General features: G+C 62.0%; 18 protein-coding genes. 11 read left to right on the top strand and 7 right to left on the bottom strand.

The window, feature by feature from the left end:
• Positions 1–89: 89 nt before the first annotated feature.
• Together ACYVRZ_RS10410 and ACYVRZ_RS10415 are read right to left on the bottom strand one after the other, a co-directional pair.
• Positions 90–1,163: a hypothetical protein gene (locus ACYVRZ_RS10410; RefSeq protein ID WP_461226668.1), complete on the bottom strand. Its 1,074-nt coding sequence runs from the start codon at positions 1,161–1,163 to the stop codon at positions 90–92.
• Positions 1,105–1,929 (bottom strand): helix-turn-helix domain-containing protein, encoded by an 825-nt coding sequence (locus ACYVRZ_RS10415; RefSeq protein WP_461226670.1) that lies wholly within the window; start codon positions 1,927–1,929, stop codon positions 1,105–1,107. The genes ACYVRZ_RS10410 and ACYVRZ_RS10415 overlap by 59 nt, the downstream gene beginning before the upstream one ends.
• A gap of 269 nt (positions 1,930–2,198) precedes the next feature.
• Between ACYVRZ_RS10415 and ACYVRZ_RS10420 the strand changes: the two genes are divergently transcribed.
• Entirely contained in the window at positions 2,199–2,363 is a 165-nt protein-coding gene (locus tag ACYVRZ_RS10420; RefSeq protein ID WP_461226672.1) for a PspC domain-containing protein, read from the top strand.
• A gap of 189 nt (positions 2,364–2,552) precedes the next feature.
• On the opposite strand, the gene ACYVRZ_RS10425 is transcribed toward ACYVRZ_RS10420, so the two are convergent.
• Positions 2,553–3,473 (bottom strand): DMT family transporter, encoded by a 921-nt coding sequence (locus ACYVRZ_RS10425; RefSeq protein WP_461226674.1) that lies wholly within the window; start codon positions 3,471–3,473, stop codon positions 2,553–2,555.
• A gap of 356 nt (positions 3,474–3,829) precedes the next feature.
• Complete coding sequence (locus ACYVRZ_RS10430) at positions 3,830–5,008, bottom strand: MFS transporter (protein ID WP_461226676.1); 1,179 nt, start codon at positions 5,006–5,008, stop codon at positions 3,830–3,832.
• A gap of 123 nt (positions 5,009–5,131) precedes the next feature.
• Between ACYVRZ_RS10430 and ACYVRZ_RS10435 the strand changes: the two genes are divergently transcribed.
• The 5 genes from ACYVRZ_RS10435 (at position 5,132) to ACYVRZ_RS10455 (ending at position 9,531) form a co-directional block, all read left to right on the top strand.
• Positions 5,132–5,995 (top strand): Rgg/GadR/MutR family transcriptional regulator, encoded by an 864-nt coding sequence (locus ACYVRZ_RS10435; protein WP_461226678.1) that lies wholly within the window; start codon positions 5,132–5,134, stop codon positions 5,993–5,995.
• A 112-nt stretch (positions 5,996–6,107) separates the two neighbouring features.
• Positions 6,108–7,025, top strand: coding sequence for an ATP-binding cassette domain-containing protein (locus ACYVRZ_RS10440; RefSeq protein WP_461226680.1), 918 nt, complete (start codon positions 6,108–6,110; stop codon positions 7,023–7,025).
• On the top strand, positions 7,022–7,789 hold the full coding sequence (locus ACYVRZ_RS10445; protein WP_461226682.1) for an ABC transporter permease: 768 nt from the start codon (positions 7,022–7,024) through the stop codon (positions 7,787–7,789). The genes ACYVRZ_RS10440 and ACYVRZ_RS10445 overlap by 4 nt, the downstream gene beginning before the upstream one ends.
• 178 nt (positions 7,790–7,967) lie before the next feature.
• Positions 7,968–8,615 carry a response regulator transcription factor gene (locus ACYVRZ_RS10450; protein ID WP_461226684.1) on the top strand — a complete coding sequence of 216 codons (648 nt, stop codon included), beginning with the start codon at positions 7,968–7,970 and terminating at the stop codon, positions 8,613–8,615.
• Between the two features lie 37 nt (positions 8,616–8,652).
• A complete protein-coding gene (locus ACYVRZ_RS10455) occupies positions 8,653–9,531 on the top strand; it encodes a sensor histidine kinase (RefSeq protein WP_461226686.1) in 879 nt (292 codons plus the stop codon).
• A 102-nt stretch (positions 9,532–9,633) separates the two neighbouring features.
• On the opposite strand, the gene ACYVRZ_RS10460 is transcribed toward ACYVRZ_RS10455, so the two are convergent.
• Positions 9,634–10,011 carry a YxeA family protein gene (locus tag ACYVRZ_RS10460; RefSeq protein ID WP_461226688.1) on the bottom strand — a complete coding sequence of 126 codons (378 nt, stop codon included), beginning with the start codon at positions 10,009–10,011 and terminating at the stop codon, positions 9,634–9,636.
• 313 nt (positions 10,012–10,324) lie between these two features.
• Between ACYVRZ_RS10460 and ACYVRZ_RS10465 the strand changes: the two genes are divergently transcribed.
• The 5 genes from ACYVRZ_RS10465 (at position 10,325) to ACYVRZ_RS10485 (ending at position 12,948) form a co-directional block, all read left to right on the top strand.
• Positions 10,325–10,693 (top strand): hypothetical protein, encoded by a 369-nt coding sequence (locus tag ACYVRZ_RS10465; protein ID WP_461226690.1) that lies wholly within the window; start codon positions 10,325–10,327, stop codon positions 10,691–10,693.
• A gap of 356 nt (positions 10,694–11,049) precedes the next feature.
• Positions 11,050–11,727: a lysostaphin resistance A-like protein gene (locus ACYVRZ_RS10470; protein WP_461226692.1), complete on the top strand. Its 678-nt coding sequence runs from the start codon at positions 11,050–11,052 to the stop codon at positions 11,725–11,727.
• A gap of 311 nt (positions 11,728–12,038) precedes the next feature.
• On the top strand, positions 12,039–12,299 hold the full coding sequence (locus ACYVRZ_RS10475; RefSeq protein ID WP_262316570.1) for a hypothetical protein: 261 nt from the start codon (positions 12,039–12,041) through the stop codon (positions 12,297–12,299).
• Positions 12,300–12,318: 19 nt separating this feature from the next.
• Complete coding sequence (locus tag ACYVRZ_RS10480) at positions 12,319–12,492, top strand: hypothetical protein (RefSeq protein WP_461226694.1); 174 nt, start codon at positions 12,319–12,321, stop codon at positions 12,490–12,492.
• 93 nt (positions 12,493–12,585) lie between these two features.
• On the top strand, positions 12,586–12,948 hold the full coding sequence (locus tag ACYVRZ_RS10485; RefSeq protein ID WP_461226696.1) for a hypothetical protein: 363 nt from the start codon (positions 12,586–12,588) through the stop codon (positions 12,946–12,948).
• A 69-nt stretch (positions 12,949–13,017) separates the two neighbouring features.
• On the opposite strand, the gene mnmG is transcribed toward ACYVRZ_RS10485, so the two are convergent.
• Complete coding sequence (gene mnmG / locus ACYVRZ_RS10490) at positions 13,018–14,919, bottom strand: tRNA uridine-5-carboxymethylaminomethyl(34) synthesis enzyme MnmG (protein WP_461226698.1); 1,902 nt, start codon at positions 14,917–14,919, stop codon at positions 13,018–13,020.
• 67 nt (positions 14,920–14,986) lie between these two features.
• On the bottom strand, positions 14,987–16,498 hold the full coding sequence (gene mnmE, locus ACYVRZ_RS10495; protein WP_461226700.1) for a tRNA uridine-5-carboxymethylaminomethyl(34) synthesis GTPase MnmE: 1,512 nt from the start codon (positions 16,496–16,498) through the stop codon (positions 14,987–14,989).
• Between the last annotated feature and the right edge of the window lie 462 nt (positions 16,499–16,960).

The raw sequence follows: 16,960 nt of genomic DNA on the forward strand, positions 1-16,960 counted from the left end.
TTTTGTCGTCTCGCGACGGTGTGTTTCATCCGCGGCGTGGCCCCGCGACCCGCCGCGACGGTGCAAAACCGGGCCGCGGCCGCGGGGACTCACTTCGCCGCCTCACCTTGCGCGGCCAGCCACTTGGCGGCCGCCGGCACCTCGTCGACCGCCGACACGGCGAACATGTTGCACAGAAACGACAGGTTGCTCGCCGGCTCGTCCAGGTAGCCGTGAATGGTGCGGTCGCACCGCGCGATTGTGGCCGCCGTCGCCTTCTGGTCTGCCGGCGCCAGGTACAGCCGCGCCGTCAGGTCCAGGCTGGCGAAGGCGACGCTGTAGGCGACCCAGAGCCGATCGGGCGTCAGGCTCGCGGCGGCCTCCCGCAACGCCTTGATGTTTGGCACATCCGCCGCCTCCGCCAGCGCCTGCAGCGCCGACGCGGCGATCTGGTCGCGCGGGAAAAAGTGCTCGCAGCGGTCCTCGGCAACCCCGCGGCCTTCCATCGTCAGCCGGCTACGGCCGCGAAACGCCGCGGTGGCCAGCAGCGTTCGCGGTGAGCCGCCGGCCGGCAGCTGCGCGACGGCGGCCGCGGTGGCGGCGAGAATGCCCGAGCCGTCGTCTTCGGCGGGAACCTGCGCCAGCCGCGCATCCAGGTCGGTGTAGGGCAGCGGGAACAGGTTGGCGTAGAAAATTTTGACCTGCAACAGCAGCGCGTCGGCCAAGGCACAGGCGTCGCGGAAGCCCAGCTGGGTCTTGCCAGTCTCAAAACGCGATTGCGTCGCCGGGCTCCAGGCCACCGCCACGTCGTCCAGGCTCAGGTGGTAACGCCGCCGCAGCCAGCCGATGGTCGCCCCGGTGAACGCCCAGGCGGCCGGCGGCGCAACCCGCGGCACCGCATGCACGGTCAGGCCGCGGTCGTGCCAGGCCGGCGTCCCCGCCAGCACCCACGCCTGTGCGGCTGCCAGGTAATCGGCCAGGGCCGTCGCCGTCAGCAGGCGCAGGTCTTCCAGCTGCGTCGCCAGCGCGGCCGCTTCGGCCGTCGCCGCTTCGGTGCCGGTGTCTACGGTGCCGGTGTCTACGGTGCCAGCGTCTGCGGTGCCAGCGTCTGCGGTGCCGGTGTTGTCAGCATTGTCGCCGGTGGGGCCGGTGACGTTTACCGGTGGCGGTGCCGGCGGCCTCAAGCGCCGCGGCCATGGTCTGGACCGCGGTCACAATCGGCGCCGAGTTGAGGGTACTGACGCCGATCACGCCGACCTGCCGCAGGTCGCGCCGCAGCCGGTGGTAGCGGGTCATCGCCGCCACCACCGCCTGAGCCTGCGGGTGCCGCGTCGCCAACAGCGGCAGTGCCAGCCAGGCAAAATCGCTGGCGTTCACCGCGGATTGCGCGATGTTAGTCGCGTCAAACCCCGCCGCATAATTGATGAAGCGTTCCGCCAGCGCAGCCAAAAGCTCGAAGCTGCCGAACCGCACCCCGGCCGCCAGCCCCAGTGTGTGAACGCTGTGCCAGCCGGGGCCGGGAACCAAGAACTGAGCAAGCAGCTGCTCTTGTGCGGTGGTGAGCGCCACCGACGACGCCGCCGGTGCCAGCGCCAACCGGTAAACCAGCGCGGTATAGGCCGCGGCCGGCGTGGTCGGCCGCGGATGCGCCTTGGCGAACGCCGCCTGCTGCGCGGTCAGCCCGGCCACATCGCCGGCGATGAAGGCCGCCAGCGCGTCGTGGGTCATCGCGCCGGGCCGGGCCCTGGTGTAAGCGAGAAAATCATGCGCCGTCAGCTGCAGGTTGGCCAGCAGCCGGCCAACCGTCGCTACGCTCAGGTCGTTTTGGTCGCGTTCAAAGCGCGACAAGGCCGCCGGCGAGCACCCCGCCCCGGCCGTCGCCGCCTCCAGCGTGATCCCGCGGTCCTTGCGAAACTGCCTGAAAAAGCCGCCCAACGTCTGTGCGGTCATGTGACCCCCTCCTTTTGCCTCAATTGTATCGGTCGCTCCTCAAAAAAGATACAGGTAAGTTCGCGGTGTCACACCGCCGAGTCGCTGGCAGCGAAGCGGTCGCACGGCCCGACCGAAACCGAGCGGCCTGGACGCAGGCAGCCCCGCCCCTTCACCGACCGTGGGCTTCTCCGTCCAACGTCCGAGGCCGCCTCCGCACTGCGAGCGATGCGCCGCCGCGGCCGGCCGGGTAAACTAAAGGCATCACAACCACTTGGAGGACAAATCACATGCAATTGCGCAAATCATCAACCGACCGTGTTTTCACCGGCGTCTGCGGCGGCATCGCCGAGGCGCTGGGCATCGGCAGCATCTGGGTGCGGCTGCTGTTCGTGTTCGGCGGCGGCATCCTGTTTTGGGTCTACCTGGCGCTGGTGTTTCTGATGAAAGACTGATTCAACTCGTCCCCACTGCCCCGGCGGTGCGGGGCGTTTTTTGTTTCACGTGGAACGTCCTCGGTCACGATTAAGGATGGTGTACCCATTACGCTCAAGCAGGTCTTAATGTAACTCATTAAAAAGCGCGACCTGCCTCAAGTCATCTTGAGCATGTCGCGTTTTGGCTGGACCGAGATGTGAAACACGCTACTTGTGTTTGTGCTGGAACGTGCTATTGGCCGTATAGACGCCACAGATGATAACGACAGCACCGATCAGCTGGGCCTGACTGAAGGCTTCGCCGAGTAAAAGCACACCCGCCACAATCGATACCACCGTCGAAACGCCGATGAATGATGCGGCTTTGTTGACGCCAATCTGCGCGATGGCGTAGTTCGACAGGAACAGCGCCAACACTGAGCTGCCGATACCTTGATACAAGACCGCGATGGTGAAATCGCGATTGCGAATCGGCAAACTAAGCAAGGTTTGCACATCGCCGCCGATTACGGCCTCGATAATCGCCATGAGCCCAAACACGGCGGCACCCGCGGCCAACATGATATAGGTGATTTCGATGCCGGTATACGCGGCGGCTTTCTCGACATAGACGCTGTACAGCGCATACGTGGCGACTGCCAATAGTAAAAAGAGATAGCCGATCAGCGAGAGGCTTGCGCTGGCACCGGCGGCCAAAACGGTGATGACGACGCCGGCTAACGTGAGCAGAATGCCAAGCACTTGTTGGCGGGTCGGATACTTGCGCAGAATCAACGCCGAGGCCAATAATGCAGCGACGGGGATACAGGCTAGAAACACCCCACTCTCCGAAGCCGTGGTGTGGTTGATGCCAAACGTCTCACCGATGAAGTACAAGACCGGATCGAAAATGGCGACTAGCAGTAACGGCCGAAGTTTTTTGCCAGTCAGATCAACGTGTACGACACCCGCTAGGATCAAGACGCTCATCACGATCAGTGCGACCAGAAAGCGCCAGCCTAACAATGCAAGTGGGCTGGCACTGTCAGTCGCCTGTTTGGTAAAAATGTAACTCAGGCCATACAAGGCCTCACAGCCAAGGGCGGCCAGGCTGCCCAAGAACAGGCCCCTTTTTTTAGTGTTTGCCATGCCAGTCCTCCGGGATATCGAGCAACGGCGCTAAGGAATCACGGTTGGTCGGTGTCAATATAAGGACCATTATAACGCACTGCCCAAGCCGTTGGGTTTTGCCCGCAGGAGATTTTGTGGTGCAGTGACGTCACGTCCAGGTTGCGCCATATCCCGATTTGGCCGACCGATCAACCGCTTGAGGTTAAGTTCAACGATTGCGCCTGATCAAGATAATAGATTAACCGAAAATGCCCCTTTTATTTCCGGTTCCTATAAGCAGCGCAGATTAGGATTCGACCCGTTGTTCGGGCATGGTTTTTTCACCTTACGCCCCCCTGTCAGGCACTGGGGTGTTCGGCGGTGGTTCTCACTGACTACCGATGGCCGCTGCGAATCACCGTCGCCATCACAAGGTAAACGGCAAGCTCCCCTGCTCCAACCCAGGTGAAGATCAGCCAGCTGGTGTGGCTGAACGTCGCAAAGAAGAACGTCCCAACCGGCATGAACAGAATCGCCACGGTGAAAATCACGCTGAACACACGCCCCAGGTAATCGGCCGCTACCGTGGTTTGCAGGCTTGAGAACATTTGCACGTTAAACACGGTCATGAACCCCGAAGACAGGCCGCACAACACCACTGGCACCAGCCAGTGGAAACTGACGAACGGCAGGATGACAATCGGCAGCGCAACGCCCAGCAGAAAGTGGCTGTACTGCCGCAAGCTCAAGTCCTTGCCCCACAGGCCGTTCACCGTGGCACCGGTGATGTTGCCGACCGACTCTGCAATCAGAATGTAGGCGTAAAGATGGGCGAAGTGTCCCATCTGGTTCGTGAAGGGCAGCGCAAATTCGTAGCCGGCAAAGAAAAAGTTAATCAGCGAACTCGCCACCAGCACAACCATCAGCTCCCGGTCGTGCCAGATGTAAGCGAAGCCCTGGCGCATGGCGCCGAGCGTCGAGCGCTTGAGCGCGACCCTTGGCTTGGGCGTGACGATCGGCTCGAAGCGCCACTCGATGGCCGCGGAAATCAGGAAGCTCGCCGCATTGACCAGCATCCCCGCGCGAAAGCCAAGAGCCGAGATCAGAAACATCCCGAAAAGCGGCGACACCACGCTGATGAACTCCGAAATCGTTTTGGAAAAGGAGTTGTACCGATAGACATTCGCCTTGCTCAGGAGGTCCTTCACAATCGCCTTGTACGTCGGGCTGTTGAAGGCGTATAGAATGGCCAAGACGATGTTGACCACCACCAGCAGGGCCGCGTTGCGCGGCGAGAACAGCATCCAGACGATGAACGTCGCCAAGGCGGCCAGCAGATCGGTCACCACGAGGATGCGTTTGCGGTCGCGCGTGTCTGCGAACACCCCGCCGATCAGGTCGAAGATGATGCCGACAATGGTTTCACCGGACTGATAGAGGCTCATGTAGAAACTGGCCTTGGCCCCCAGCCCGGCAATCAGCAGCTTGTTCCCGTAATCGTAGACCAAATTGCCGAATTTATTCGTCTGACCACGCGCAATCAGCCGGACAATGTTGCGTGATTCCTTGGACATAAGCGATCCTCCCACTACTCGGGGGCGCGATTCCTCGGGCCCCGGCGTTGTCACCAATGGTACAATAACCCCTAGCACCGAAAATTCGAATGTTGCGTATCTCGTCATTGATTGGAGGCACTCATGACCCACGGCGAACTTATCCGGCAGTTGCGCCAGGCGCGTGGCCTGACTCAGGCCCAGCTTGCGGCCGGTATCACCCACCGCACCACGCTGCTCAGCTTCGAAACGCACGGCACCCGGATCGATTTTGAGACGATGCAGCAGTACCTGGAGCGCCTAAATGTCACGCTCGACGAGTACACCGTCCTGTACAACCAGGCCAACCCAAGCGAAAAGGAAGCCGTGCGGCGGCTGTTCGCCGGACTCGCGCCCAAACTTCATCAGCCGGCCGCCCAGGACTGGGCCGACGCCTTTCTCACCCGGGCGGATGCCGACTACCAAGCGACCCAAGATATTTTCTACGCGGCGCTGGCCGCCACGGTTCGCCTGACCTACGCCTACCGCACGAACCAGTTTGACGCCAGCGACCCTGCGACGCAACGGGCCCGGGAGTTGATTCAACACTACCTCAGCGGCATTGCCGACTGGGGGCGCTTTGAGCTGTCACTGTTCATCAACAACTTGTTCGTCTTCGATGCCGACTTTGTGATGGCCTGCTTGAATTCCACCTTTCACTCGGTCATTCACTACGCCACCAGCCGCTTCTTCCGCCATGATCTGCCGCCGCTGTTCGGCAACCTGCTGATCTACTCGGTCAAGGCGAACAATGCGGCCATCTTCGCCTTCACGCAACAGGCGTTAGCCAAGCAGCTGCGCCACGACCGCGTCGCCGAACTGGTGGTTCTTTCGCACCTGTTCGATTTCATCACGGCTTACCGGGCCGGCCACCGCGACGCCGCCGCTCGGACCACCTTGATTGATCACCTGCAGTGGCTGGGCCAAACCGGCATGGTCCACCTACTCGAGCAATACTTTCCGGCCTGAAGCATGACCGGCCAATTGGCGCGACCATGCAATTAAGGATGAATTAAGGATTCCTTCACGCCCCGATTAAGGAACGGCAGGTATGCTTGTTCCATAGAAAGGCGGTATGACTATGGAAAATGCAGTCCTAACCATCCAAGACGTCAGCAAGCGCTTCGGCCACTACCAGGCGCTGAGTCACGTGTCGCTGACCATTCAGCGCGGCGACGTCTACGCGCTGGTCGGCGAGAACGGCGCCGGCAAAACCACGCTGATGCGTCTGATCACTGGCTTGTCCCCCATCTCACAAGGCGCCATCGTGCTGCTGGGTGAGAACGCGCGGCACTACCAGATGGCGCTTAGCCGCATCGGCGCGGTGATCGAAACCCCGGCGGCCTTCGACAAGCTGACGGTGGCCCAAAACCTCAGGCTGACGGCGATTCAGCACGGCATCACCCAAGACGCCGACATCGACGACGCCATCGGCTTCGTCGGGCTGGCCGCCAAGCGCAACGCGAAGGCCAAGACCTTGTCGCTCGGCCAACGCCAGCGCCTGGGCCTGGCCACCGCGATTTTGGCCCATCCCGATTTCCTGATTCTCGACGAACCGATTAACGGGCTGGACCCCACCGGCATCGTCGAGTTCCGCGAGCTGCTGCACCGGCTGAACGTGGAGAAGCAGACCACCATCCTGATTTCCAGCCACATCCTGTCGGAACTGTACCAGGTCGCCACGCGCTTTGGCTTCCTGCACCACGGCACCATCATCAAGGAGGTCACCCGCGCCGCCTTGGACGCGGAAAACAGCGGCGGCCTGCAGGTGACCGTGGCCGATGCCGCCAAGGCCGCACAGGTGCTGGATGCGGCCGGGATCAAGGGCTTTCACGTCACTGATGACCAGCACCTAGTCTTGCCTGGGGCGGCCGGCGATGCGGCCGATCTGAACCGCCTGCTGGTCCAGGCCGGCGTCGCGGTGGTCGGCATCCGCGTTCGCACCACGTCGCTCGAGGACTACTACACCCGACTGCTTAGCAAGGAGGACGCGCAATGATCAATCAGATTCGGGCGGATTTTTACCGTCAGTACCACACGCGCGGGGTCTGGCTCACCGCGCTGTTGACCGTCGCCTACAGCGCGGCCATCTGCTGGTTCCAGGAGCCGGGTGGCATCATGGTCAACGCCCCGCAGCACATGCTGGCTGACCTCGCGACCAAGAAATGGACGGTGTATGACGGCATTCGCAGCGCGATGATCTCGAGTTCGGTGCTGGTTTACCTGTTCATCGGCCTGTTCGTCATCGTTATCGGCTACGAGTTCAGCCAGCACACGTACAAGAACACCTTGCTGACCGGCATTTCGCGGCTGGGCTTCATCCTGGGCAAGTACGTGACGCTTTTGGTCGATCTGTTCCTGGGCATGACCCTGTACTTCGCCACGGCGCTGGTCGTCGGCCTGCTTCACGGCCTGCCCGGCGGCGATTGGACCGCGACGGCTAAGCTGGTCGGCGGGGGCGTCGTGATGAGTACCTTTTTCGTCAGCGTCGTGTTCAGCCTGGGGTTGTTGCTGTTGATTCTCACCCGCTCCACCGTGATGACCGCGGTGTTCATCGTGGTGTGGCCGCTGGCGATCTCGCTTTTGTCCATCGCTACTGAGTGGCACTGGCTGTCGTACTTCGACTTCTTCAACACCGAGTCCGGCATCGCCTTCGGGCTGATTGCGCAAGGCGATATCTGGCGGTATATTCTAGTCAGCGCCGTAGTGCTGGTCGGCAGCATCGGCGTCGGCACCGTGCTGATTCGGCGCCAGGAGCTGTAGCCGGGCCGGTACCGCGGTGATGCCACCCGCCCCGCGTGTGACGCGGCGGGTTTGCCCCGCCTGACCGACCACGGCTTGACCCGGCGAGCGGTGGGGCCACTTCTGGGACCGTTGACGTCCCGATAAGCGGTTCGGCCCCGGTGCAGCGGCGTCACCACGATTTCGTGAAGGAGTTCCCATGGCCACCATTTTGATTGTTGAAGACAACCCAGACATCCAGGCACTGCTCAAAGACGTTTTGACGCCTGAGTACGACCTGATTCAGGCCACAGACGGCAGCCAGGCGCTGCCGCTTTTGCGTAGTTCGCAGGTCGACCTGGTCATCTTGGACCTAATGCTGCCCGGCGTCAGTGGCGAAAGCATCTTGATCACCCTACGACGCAGCGCCGCCACGCCGGTTTTGGTGTTGACCGCTATTCAGGACAAGGCCCACATCGCCGCGGTGCTGGAGGCCGGCGCGAACGACTACCTGACCAAGCCCTTCGACATCGACGAGCTGATTGCCCGGGTCCATGTGCAGCTTCGCACGATTGAAACCGCGCTGACTGTCGCCGGGCTAACGCTTGACCCACAGACCTACGCGCTGACCTCCGACGGCCGGCCGGTCACCCTCCCGCGCAAGGAATTCGAGCTGCTGACCGTTTTGATGCAGCATCCCCACCAGGTGTTCCAAAAGGCTGCGTTGTACCAGCAGGTCTGGCAGGAGCCCTACCTCAACGCGGAGAACACGCTGAACGTTCACCTCAGCCACTTGCGCAACAAGCTCAGCACCCCGCAGCATCAGTACATCACCGCGGTGTGGGGCATCGGGGTGCGACTGCTGTAACGCGCCGACGTCACCCGCCCTGCCAATGGAGGCTGCCATGCTCATTTTGCTCAGTGCCTTACTGATTGCGACCCTGGCCACGCTTGCGCTGCTTTGGGCCGAGCTGCACCGCGTCACCCGCGAACTCACCTACGTCAACGACCATTCCACCAACGCGGAGCTGACCACGGCCACGCGATGGTGGCCGGTTCGCAGGCTGGTGGGGGCGATCAACACCAACCTGCGCGAGAATCGCAACCTGCGCGAGCAGCGCATCCGCCAAGACGCCGAGGTCCACCAGCTTTTGACCAACCTGACCCACGACATCAAGACGCCGCTCACCGTCGCCACCGGCTACGTCCAGCTGCTGCAGCAGCGCGACGACTCGCCGCAGCTAGTGCGAATCGCCCACAACCTCACCGCAGTGAACTACTACCTGCGCTACCTGATGGACTTCAACCTCACCCAGGAGCAGGGCCAGCCGCTGCAGCTGGCCCGAGTCGACCTCACCGCCTTGGTCGAGGGTCAGCTCTTCGATGCCTTCGACGAGCTGGCGGCGCGAGGCCTTGAGGTCACCCCGCAGCTGGCCCCAGTCACGCTGATTACCGACCCGGCGCTTGTGCGGCGCATCTGCCAGAACCTGATCGGCAACTGGCTCAAATACGCCCAAGGCGCCGCTCAGGTTCGCCTTTTTGAAAAAGACGCCAACCACGTCTGCCTGCGGTTCGCCAACCAGCTGCCGGCTGGCACCACCCTGGACGTCGACCACCTGATAACCCGCTTTGCCACCGGCGACCCGGCGCGGCGCGACAGCACCGGGCTGGGGCTGAGCATCGTGGCGGCGCTTGCGACGCGGCTGAGCGGCACCTTGAACCTGACCACTGGCGCCGGCTGGTTCACCGCCACCGTCACGCTGCGGCGTAAGACCGCGGCCTGAGCTGCCGACAAATAGGCGTTCCGCAACGATGCCGTCGCGGGACGCCTATTTTGAATTGTTTGCCTGACCGTTCGCCTGACCGTTCGCTTGACCGTTCGCCGACTACCGCGCAAGCGCCGCGCGAGCCGCGGCCGGCACCTTGGCGGCCGGCACGGCAGCGTAGGTGGTGACATACGCCCCCTTGCCTTGAATCTTCAGGTATTTGCCGGTGGTGAAGACCTTCATGCCGGTGAACCGCAGCGGCCTTGTGTGGCCCTGCGCATCCGCGGCGGTTTGCTCATAAATGGGCGTGTTGTGCTCGCCCATGGTGGTCGGGGCCTGGGTGATGACGTAGTAGGTCTGCGCCTTCACCAGCGGGTTGAGCTGATCGACCACGCCGGCCAGCTCGCTGCTGCTTTGCTGCGTCGCAAGCTTCGCGCCGGTCAGCGCCAGGCCGCAAGCCGCACCGATGCCCAGGCACCAGATCAGAAGTTTCTTCATCGTGTATTCGTCCTCCAAAATGTGATGTCCTTAGCTTACCAGCCAGCCGCCCCCACCACCATTCGGCCGGCGGCGGAAAAAGCCCTCGGTCTGGCGGCCGAACGCGGCTCGGACCAAGGCGGCCGCGCAGCCACCGCAATCCCGATTTCGTGCTTGCCTGTTGGCATGCCAGCTTTCGCTCAGTCATTTTCTATGCCGCCAGTCGCTTTGACCATCATAATTAGCCGTCGCCGCACGCTATCAAGCTGCGCAATGGCCTTTGCGTGGCTCAGTTTGATCATGTGAACACAACCTTTCGTAGGGAGGATAGGCGATGACGCGGGAGATTGTTCGGTGTTTAAGAAGCTTTTTCTTTTTGAGCATGGTTATTGTGCTGGGACTCGTTCTCTTGTTTCCCATCCTATTAATATCTCAGGATACCTCAACAAGCACGTCTGGAATGCTGACGAACGGTATTGGTAGCGTCATTATCCTAATTGCTGAACTTGTTTTTTGCCGCAGCTTTTTTAGGGGCTCGAATGCCGCCAATCCGTTTGTTTTTCTGGCCAAACTGCTGGTGGTTGCGCTACTGGCCGCAGGGACCGCGACCTTTTACCAGCACCACTCAACTTTTGAGGGCACAGTTTTTTTGCAGGTGGCAGTGAGATCCATGTCCACACATCTCGCGGGGATATGGTCGTGATGAACGTGCCGCCCTCCGAAGTACCAACTAACAAGGTCAAAATCCAGACCCGTTGGCCAGTGTTCATCTGGACTGACGAAACCGTCCTTCGTCCGGCTAGCGTGACTTATGTGAAATAATAGTCAAGAAACTGCCAAATGCAGTCGTTGCCCAAAAACGTAATGCCATACTAAGACGCGTGTGTATCACCGGCCGGCAGTTTCGCCTGTACCCAAAGCACTAACACAGCGACTTGCTTTTTTTGCAGGCGACAATCAAGCGCAGTCTCCCTCGCGTTGTTAATCACAAGCCGTATCACCCCGCACTTTCACAAGCGCCGCCAGTCGTGCTAGAATACGCCACAAGGAGGTGCCGCGATGAAACTTCTCAATTGGCTGGGCCGCACGGCGGCCTTTGCCGGCATCGTCGTGCTCATGTTCACCTACCAGCTGCCGATGGACCTGACCATTCGGCTGAACCACTGGACCGCCGCGGCAGGCGGCCACGACGCGCTTTTGGCGCTGACCATCGCCGGGCCCGGGGTGCTGATCGGCGCGATCTTGTGGTGGCTGTACCGCCGCCAGCTGCGGCGCAATAATCCCCTAGGCATCGGCCGCACCCCGCTGACCATCAAGGGCGGCCTGTTCGTGGCCGCGATGTACGGCTGCGTCTTGTTCCTGAACATTCTGGTCGCACAGTTCGGGATTCCGCAGAACCAAGAAACCGTGCTGACGATGCAAAAGGCGTGGCCGCTGACACTGTTTCTGATGGCCGCCCTAATCGCGCCGGCGCTTGAGGAGCTGACCTTCCGCGGCCTGTTCATGAGCCTGTTTTGGCGCCGAGACAACCCGGCCAACACGCTCGGCGCCGTCGTCTTCTCGGGGCTGGTGTTCGGCCTGGCGCATGAGCCGCGGCTGTCGATCTTTCTGGTGCTTTACGCCGGCATGGGCGTGATTCTCGCCTACGCCTACCGCCGCAAGCGCGATCTGCGCTACTCGCTGGCACTCCATATGATCATCAATTTCCTGCCGTCATTGGTCGGCTTTTTCAGGTGAAAAAGCGCCTTTTTAGAACAAATGTTCGGAGGTCCTTGTGAAGCCAAAACCGACCTAAATTTTCCCGCAAAAATATTTATTTTGGCTGGCAACGGCCCTTGCCACGTGCTTTCAGCCGCTTGATTCGGGTCTTTAACCAAGTTGGGGCTTGACACACTCCCGCCTACGCCAGCGCCGCCCGGTCGCTTGTGAACCGAGTTTCACAAACTTGGCGACCGGAATTCTTCCCGCAAGTCTGCTATAATTGGTTTCACACACGGACCTGGTTGCGGCCGCACGGGATCCGGCGTTTGAACATTGGAGGATTTGCGATGCAAGAGCTAAGAACTGCTAACCCCGTCGTCTGGCTGGACGACACGAAATTCATTTCACTTATTCCCGACGCGGCTTACAACCTCGAGGTGTGGGAGATCACCAAGGAAGACCGGCGGCATCGCATGGCGCGGATGGACTACAAGTACCACCGCGACACCTTCGCCGGCTTCATCTACCGCCTGATTCCCACGATCGACCTCGTGAAGATCCACGACCTGCAAAAACGGATCAATCCCTACTTCGACCTCGAAGTCTGACTCAGAAAGGATGGGCGCCATGTCTGTTGTTGTGAAACTGATTATCATGGTGGTCGCCGCGCTGATCGCGACCGGCACCTTAATTGTCGTGGAGTGGCGAGCCCACCAGGCTAGCCGCGCCAACACCGGCGCCAAGGCCGCCCTGGCCGTCGTTTTGGTCGGCCTCTTGGTCAGCCTACTGACCCATCCCTGAGTTGCTTAAAAATCTCCTACGATTGCCGAATGCCGCCGCCGATGCGCCGGCATTTTTCTTATACTGAAGGCAAAATGACTTGGGAGGGCCATCATGCTTAGGCGCTACATCACCCCGTTACTGAAAATCGCAACCGCGGTGCTGGCGGTTCTGGCCGCCACCTGGATGGCGCTGAACGTCGTCATGCCGCTGACCACGCGCCACTTCGGCGACCTGACCGCGACCTGGCGGGTGATCACCGTCGCCGGCATCGCGATGATCGTTCTGTTGATCCTCGAGGCCAGCGCCGTCACCCACCCGCCGCGGCCGCTCTGGGCCGGGGTGCTGGCGGCCTTGACGCTGCTGGCGACGTTGGTGTGCTGGCGCCTGTTCACCGTCGCCCATGCGATTTATTGGCTGGCCCTCGCCGCCTCAGGGCTTTTTTTCGCCACCGCCTGGGTGGTGCGAGAAGACTGACAATCAGACTAAAATAGCGCCACCGGATCGCAATCGCTGTCCGGTGGCACTATTTTGATTCGAGCAAGTCTATCCCTGCACCTTGGCGATGCGGCCCTGCTCGATGTACACGGACAGGATTGCGACGTCGGCCGGGTTGACGCCGGAGATGCGGCTGGCCTGGGCGATGGTTGCCGGCTGAATCTTGGTCAGCTTCTGCCGCGCCTCGGTGGCCAGGCCGTTGATTGCCTGGTAATCGATCCCGGCCGGAATCTTCTTGGCCTCCAGGCGGTGCAGCCGCGCGATCGCGGCGGTTTCCTTGTCGATGTAGCCGGCGTATTTGATCTGCACCGTGGCCTCCTCGGCGACGTAGCGGCCGACCGGGGCCGGCGCCGGGGCCAGCTGAACTAAGTCGTCGTAGCTGACCTCGGGGCGGCGCAGGAAGTCGGCGGCCAGCACCCCGTCCTTGAGCGGGGCCAGGCCCCGGGCCTCAAGCCACGGGTTGGCCTCCTTGGGCCGCAGCCGCGTGGTCTGCAGCCGCTTGATCTCGGCTTCGATTGCCTGCTTCTTGGCGATGAAGGCGGCAAAACGGGCGTCGTCGATTAACCCCAGGTCGTGGCCCTTGGCCGTCAGCCGCAGATCCGCGTTATCGTGGCGCAGAATCAGGCGATACTCGGCGCGGCTGGTCAACAGGCGGTAAGGCTCGTTGGTACCCTTGGTCACCAAGTCGTCAATCATCACGCCGATGTAAGCATCCGACCGCTGCAGCGTGAAGCCCGGCTTACCCTGGGCCCGAAGCGCGGCGTTGATGCCAGCGATCAGCCCCTGACCAGCCGCCTCCTCGTAGCCGCTGGTCCCGTTCATCTGACCGGCGGTGAAGAGGTTAGCCACGACCTTGGTCTCAAGCGTCGCGGTGAGTTGCCACGGCTCGATGATGTCGTACTCGATCGCGTAGCCCGGCCGCATCAGCTCGGCCTGCTCGAGGCCGGCGACGCTGTGGAGCATTTTGAGCTGAACCTCCTCGGGCATCGAGGTGGAGAAGTCGCCGACGTAGTACTCGTCGGTGTCTTTGCCCTCGGGCTCCAGGAACAGCTGGTGGCGCGGCTTGTCGGCGAAGCGCACGACCTTGTCCTCGATGGACGGGCAGTAGCGCGGCCCCACGCCCTTGATGACCCCGGAGAACATCGGCGCCCGGTCGAGGTTCTCGCGGATGATCGCGTGGGTCGTCGCGTTGGTGTAGGTCATCCAGCAGGATAGCTGGTCCTTCAGGAACACCGAATCCGGCGTGGTGAAGGAAAAATGGTTCGGCGTGACGTCGCCGGGCTGCTCCTCAGTTTTGGTGAAATCAATCGAGCTGCCCAACACGCGCGGCGGCGTCCCGGTCTTGAAGCGGCGCAACTTGAAGCCGTTTTGCTCCAGGTTCTCGGACAGCCGGATGCTCGGCAGGCTGTTGTTCGGGCCGCTGGAGTACATCAGCTCGCCGATGATGATCTTGCCGCGGCTGGACGTGCCGGCCGTCAGCACCACGCTCTTGGCCCGGTAACGGGCCCCGGTGGCGGCGACAACGCCGACGCAGGTGCCGTCTTCGATCAAAAGCCGCTCGACCAGGCCCTGGCGCAGATCGAGGTTGGCCTGCCGCTCGATGGTCGCCTTCATGCTGCGGTGGTAAGCCGCCTTGTCGGCCTGGGCACGTAAGGCGCGAACCGCCGGCCCCTTGCCGGTGTTCAGCATCCGCATCTGAATGTAGGTCTTGTCGATGTTCTTGCCCATCTCACCGCCCAGCGCGTCAATTTCCCGCACCACGATGCCCTTGGCGGGACCGCCGACGCTGGGGTTGCACGGCATGAACGCGAGCATCTCCAGACTGATGGTGATCAACAGCGTCTTTTGCCCCATTCGGGCCGCGGCCAGCGCCGCCTCGCAGCCGGCGTGACCGGCCCCAACAACGACGACATCGTAGGTCGCCGCCGAATACTCTTTCACTTCTGGCATAACGTCTCCTTCTGATATTTCCCGGGAAATAACCCGACGTTCAATAGCGCAGCGGCTTGCCGCCAGCCTACTTGCCCAGGCAAAACTGACTGAACAGCTGCGTGATCAGCTCGTCCGGGGCGGCGTCCCCGGTGATCTCACCGAGCTTGTCCCACGCGGCGGTCATGTCGATCTGCACCAGGTCGATCGGCATCCCCGCTTCGATGCCGGCCAGCACACTTTGCAGGCTGGCCTTGGCCTGGCGCAGCAGCCCGATCTGCCGGGCGTTGGTCACCATCACCGTGGTCTGCGAGTTCTCGATGCCGGCGTTGAACAGCCCGGCGATCTTGGTGTCCAGGGCCGCCATCCCCGCCCCGGTGGTGATGGCGGTGCGAACGATCTGGCTTTCGGGAATCAACGCGGCGGTGCCAGCAGCAGCGGCGCTCACGGCCTCGGCTGGGGTGGCGGTGCCGGCCGCAGCGGTGGTGGCGGCCTTTGCGCCGGTCGCGTTCCCGGCCTCGGCCGCAGACGCGGCGGCTTCACCCGCGGCAACGTACAGGTCCAGCCTTACCGGCAGGTCCTGCTTGTTCAGCACCACGATGCGGGGCTTTGCGGCCGTGGCGGCGATCAGCTCGCGGTCCTCCGCAGTCAGCGGCCGGCTGGCGTCCAGCACCAGCAGGACCAGGTCGGCCTGGGCCAGCGCCTTGCGCGAGCGTGCCACGCCGATTTTTTCGACCTTGTCGTCGGTATCGCGAATGCCGGCGGTGTCCAGCAAGCGCAGCGGCACCCCCCGCACGTTGACGTACTCCTCGAGCACGTCGCGGGTGGTCCCCGGCACGTCGGTCACAATCGCCTTGGCCTCGTGAAGCATGTAATTGAGCAAACTCGACTTGCCGACGTTGGGCCGGCCGACGATGGCGGTGGCCAGACCGTCGCGCAGCACCTTGCCCTGGGTGGCCGTCTGCAGCAGCTCGGAGACGCGGTCCAGCACCAGCTGGGCCTTTTCCTGCAGCAGCTGCGTGGTCATTTCGTCGGTGTCGTACTCGGGGTAGTCGATGTTGACCTCGACTTGCGCCAGCACCTCCAGGATGTCCTGGCGCAGGTTCGTGATCAGCGTGTGGAGGTTGCCGTCGAGCTGATCCACGGCGACCTGCAGCGCCCGGTCGGTTTTGGCCCGAATCAGGTCCATCACGGACTCGGCCTGGGTCAGGTCGATGCGGCCGTTCAAAAAGGCGCGTTTGGTGAACTCACCGGGCTCGGCCAGCCGGGCACCAGCGCCCAACAGCAGCTGCAGCACCCGGTTGGTCGGCACGATGCCGCCGTGGGTGTTGATCTCGACCATGTCCTCGCGCGTGTAGGTCTTCGGGGCTCGCAGGACGCTGACCATCACCTCGTCGACCACCGCCCCGCTGTCCGGGTCGATGATGTGGCCGTAGTTGATGGTGTGGCTGGCCACCTTCGTGAGGTTTTTCCCCTTGTACACGGCTTGTGCGATGGCGAGCGCATGCTCCCCGCTCAGCCGCACAATCGAAATCGCGCCTTCGCCAGGCGGCGTCGAGATTGCCGCAATCGTGTCGTACTCTGTGACTGTCTGTGCCATGTTATCCCTTTCCCAAACAAAAAAGCGCAGTATCCGCCACTACCCCCAAGGGTCGCGACGGACAAAGCACTTTGACTACTTCATCGTAAATATTGACTGTATTGTACAAAACCTGACCGCGTTTGTCAAAACCGCAACCGGACCGAAACCAACCACCACTCGCGCAACGCCCAAAACCGCCGCAACCCAAAAGCTGCGGCGGCCGCGCCGAAGCCACCGGACTCACACTGCCCGGTGGCCTTGGCCTGATTCGGTTAGGATTCTGTCTTCGTCTTACCAGCTTCGTGGTACACCAGTCATCCCCTTGACCGCACGGCTACCCCACGAGGTGGGTGGCGGTCGCGGGACTGCAACGGCTGGGTGGAAGTCCTTCCCCCTGGTTTCTCCTAGGATCAGGAGTTGCACTAAAGCTCTCGAGTTTAAAGTCGTGTGGCAATACACTGCGACTTGGCATGGGTATGG

Source organism: Lacticaseibacillus suihuaensis, assembly GCF_054785075.1.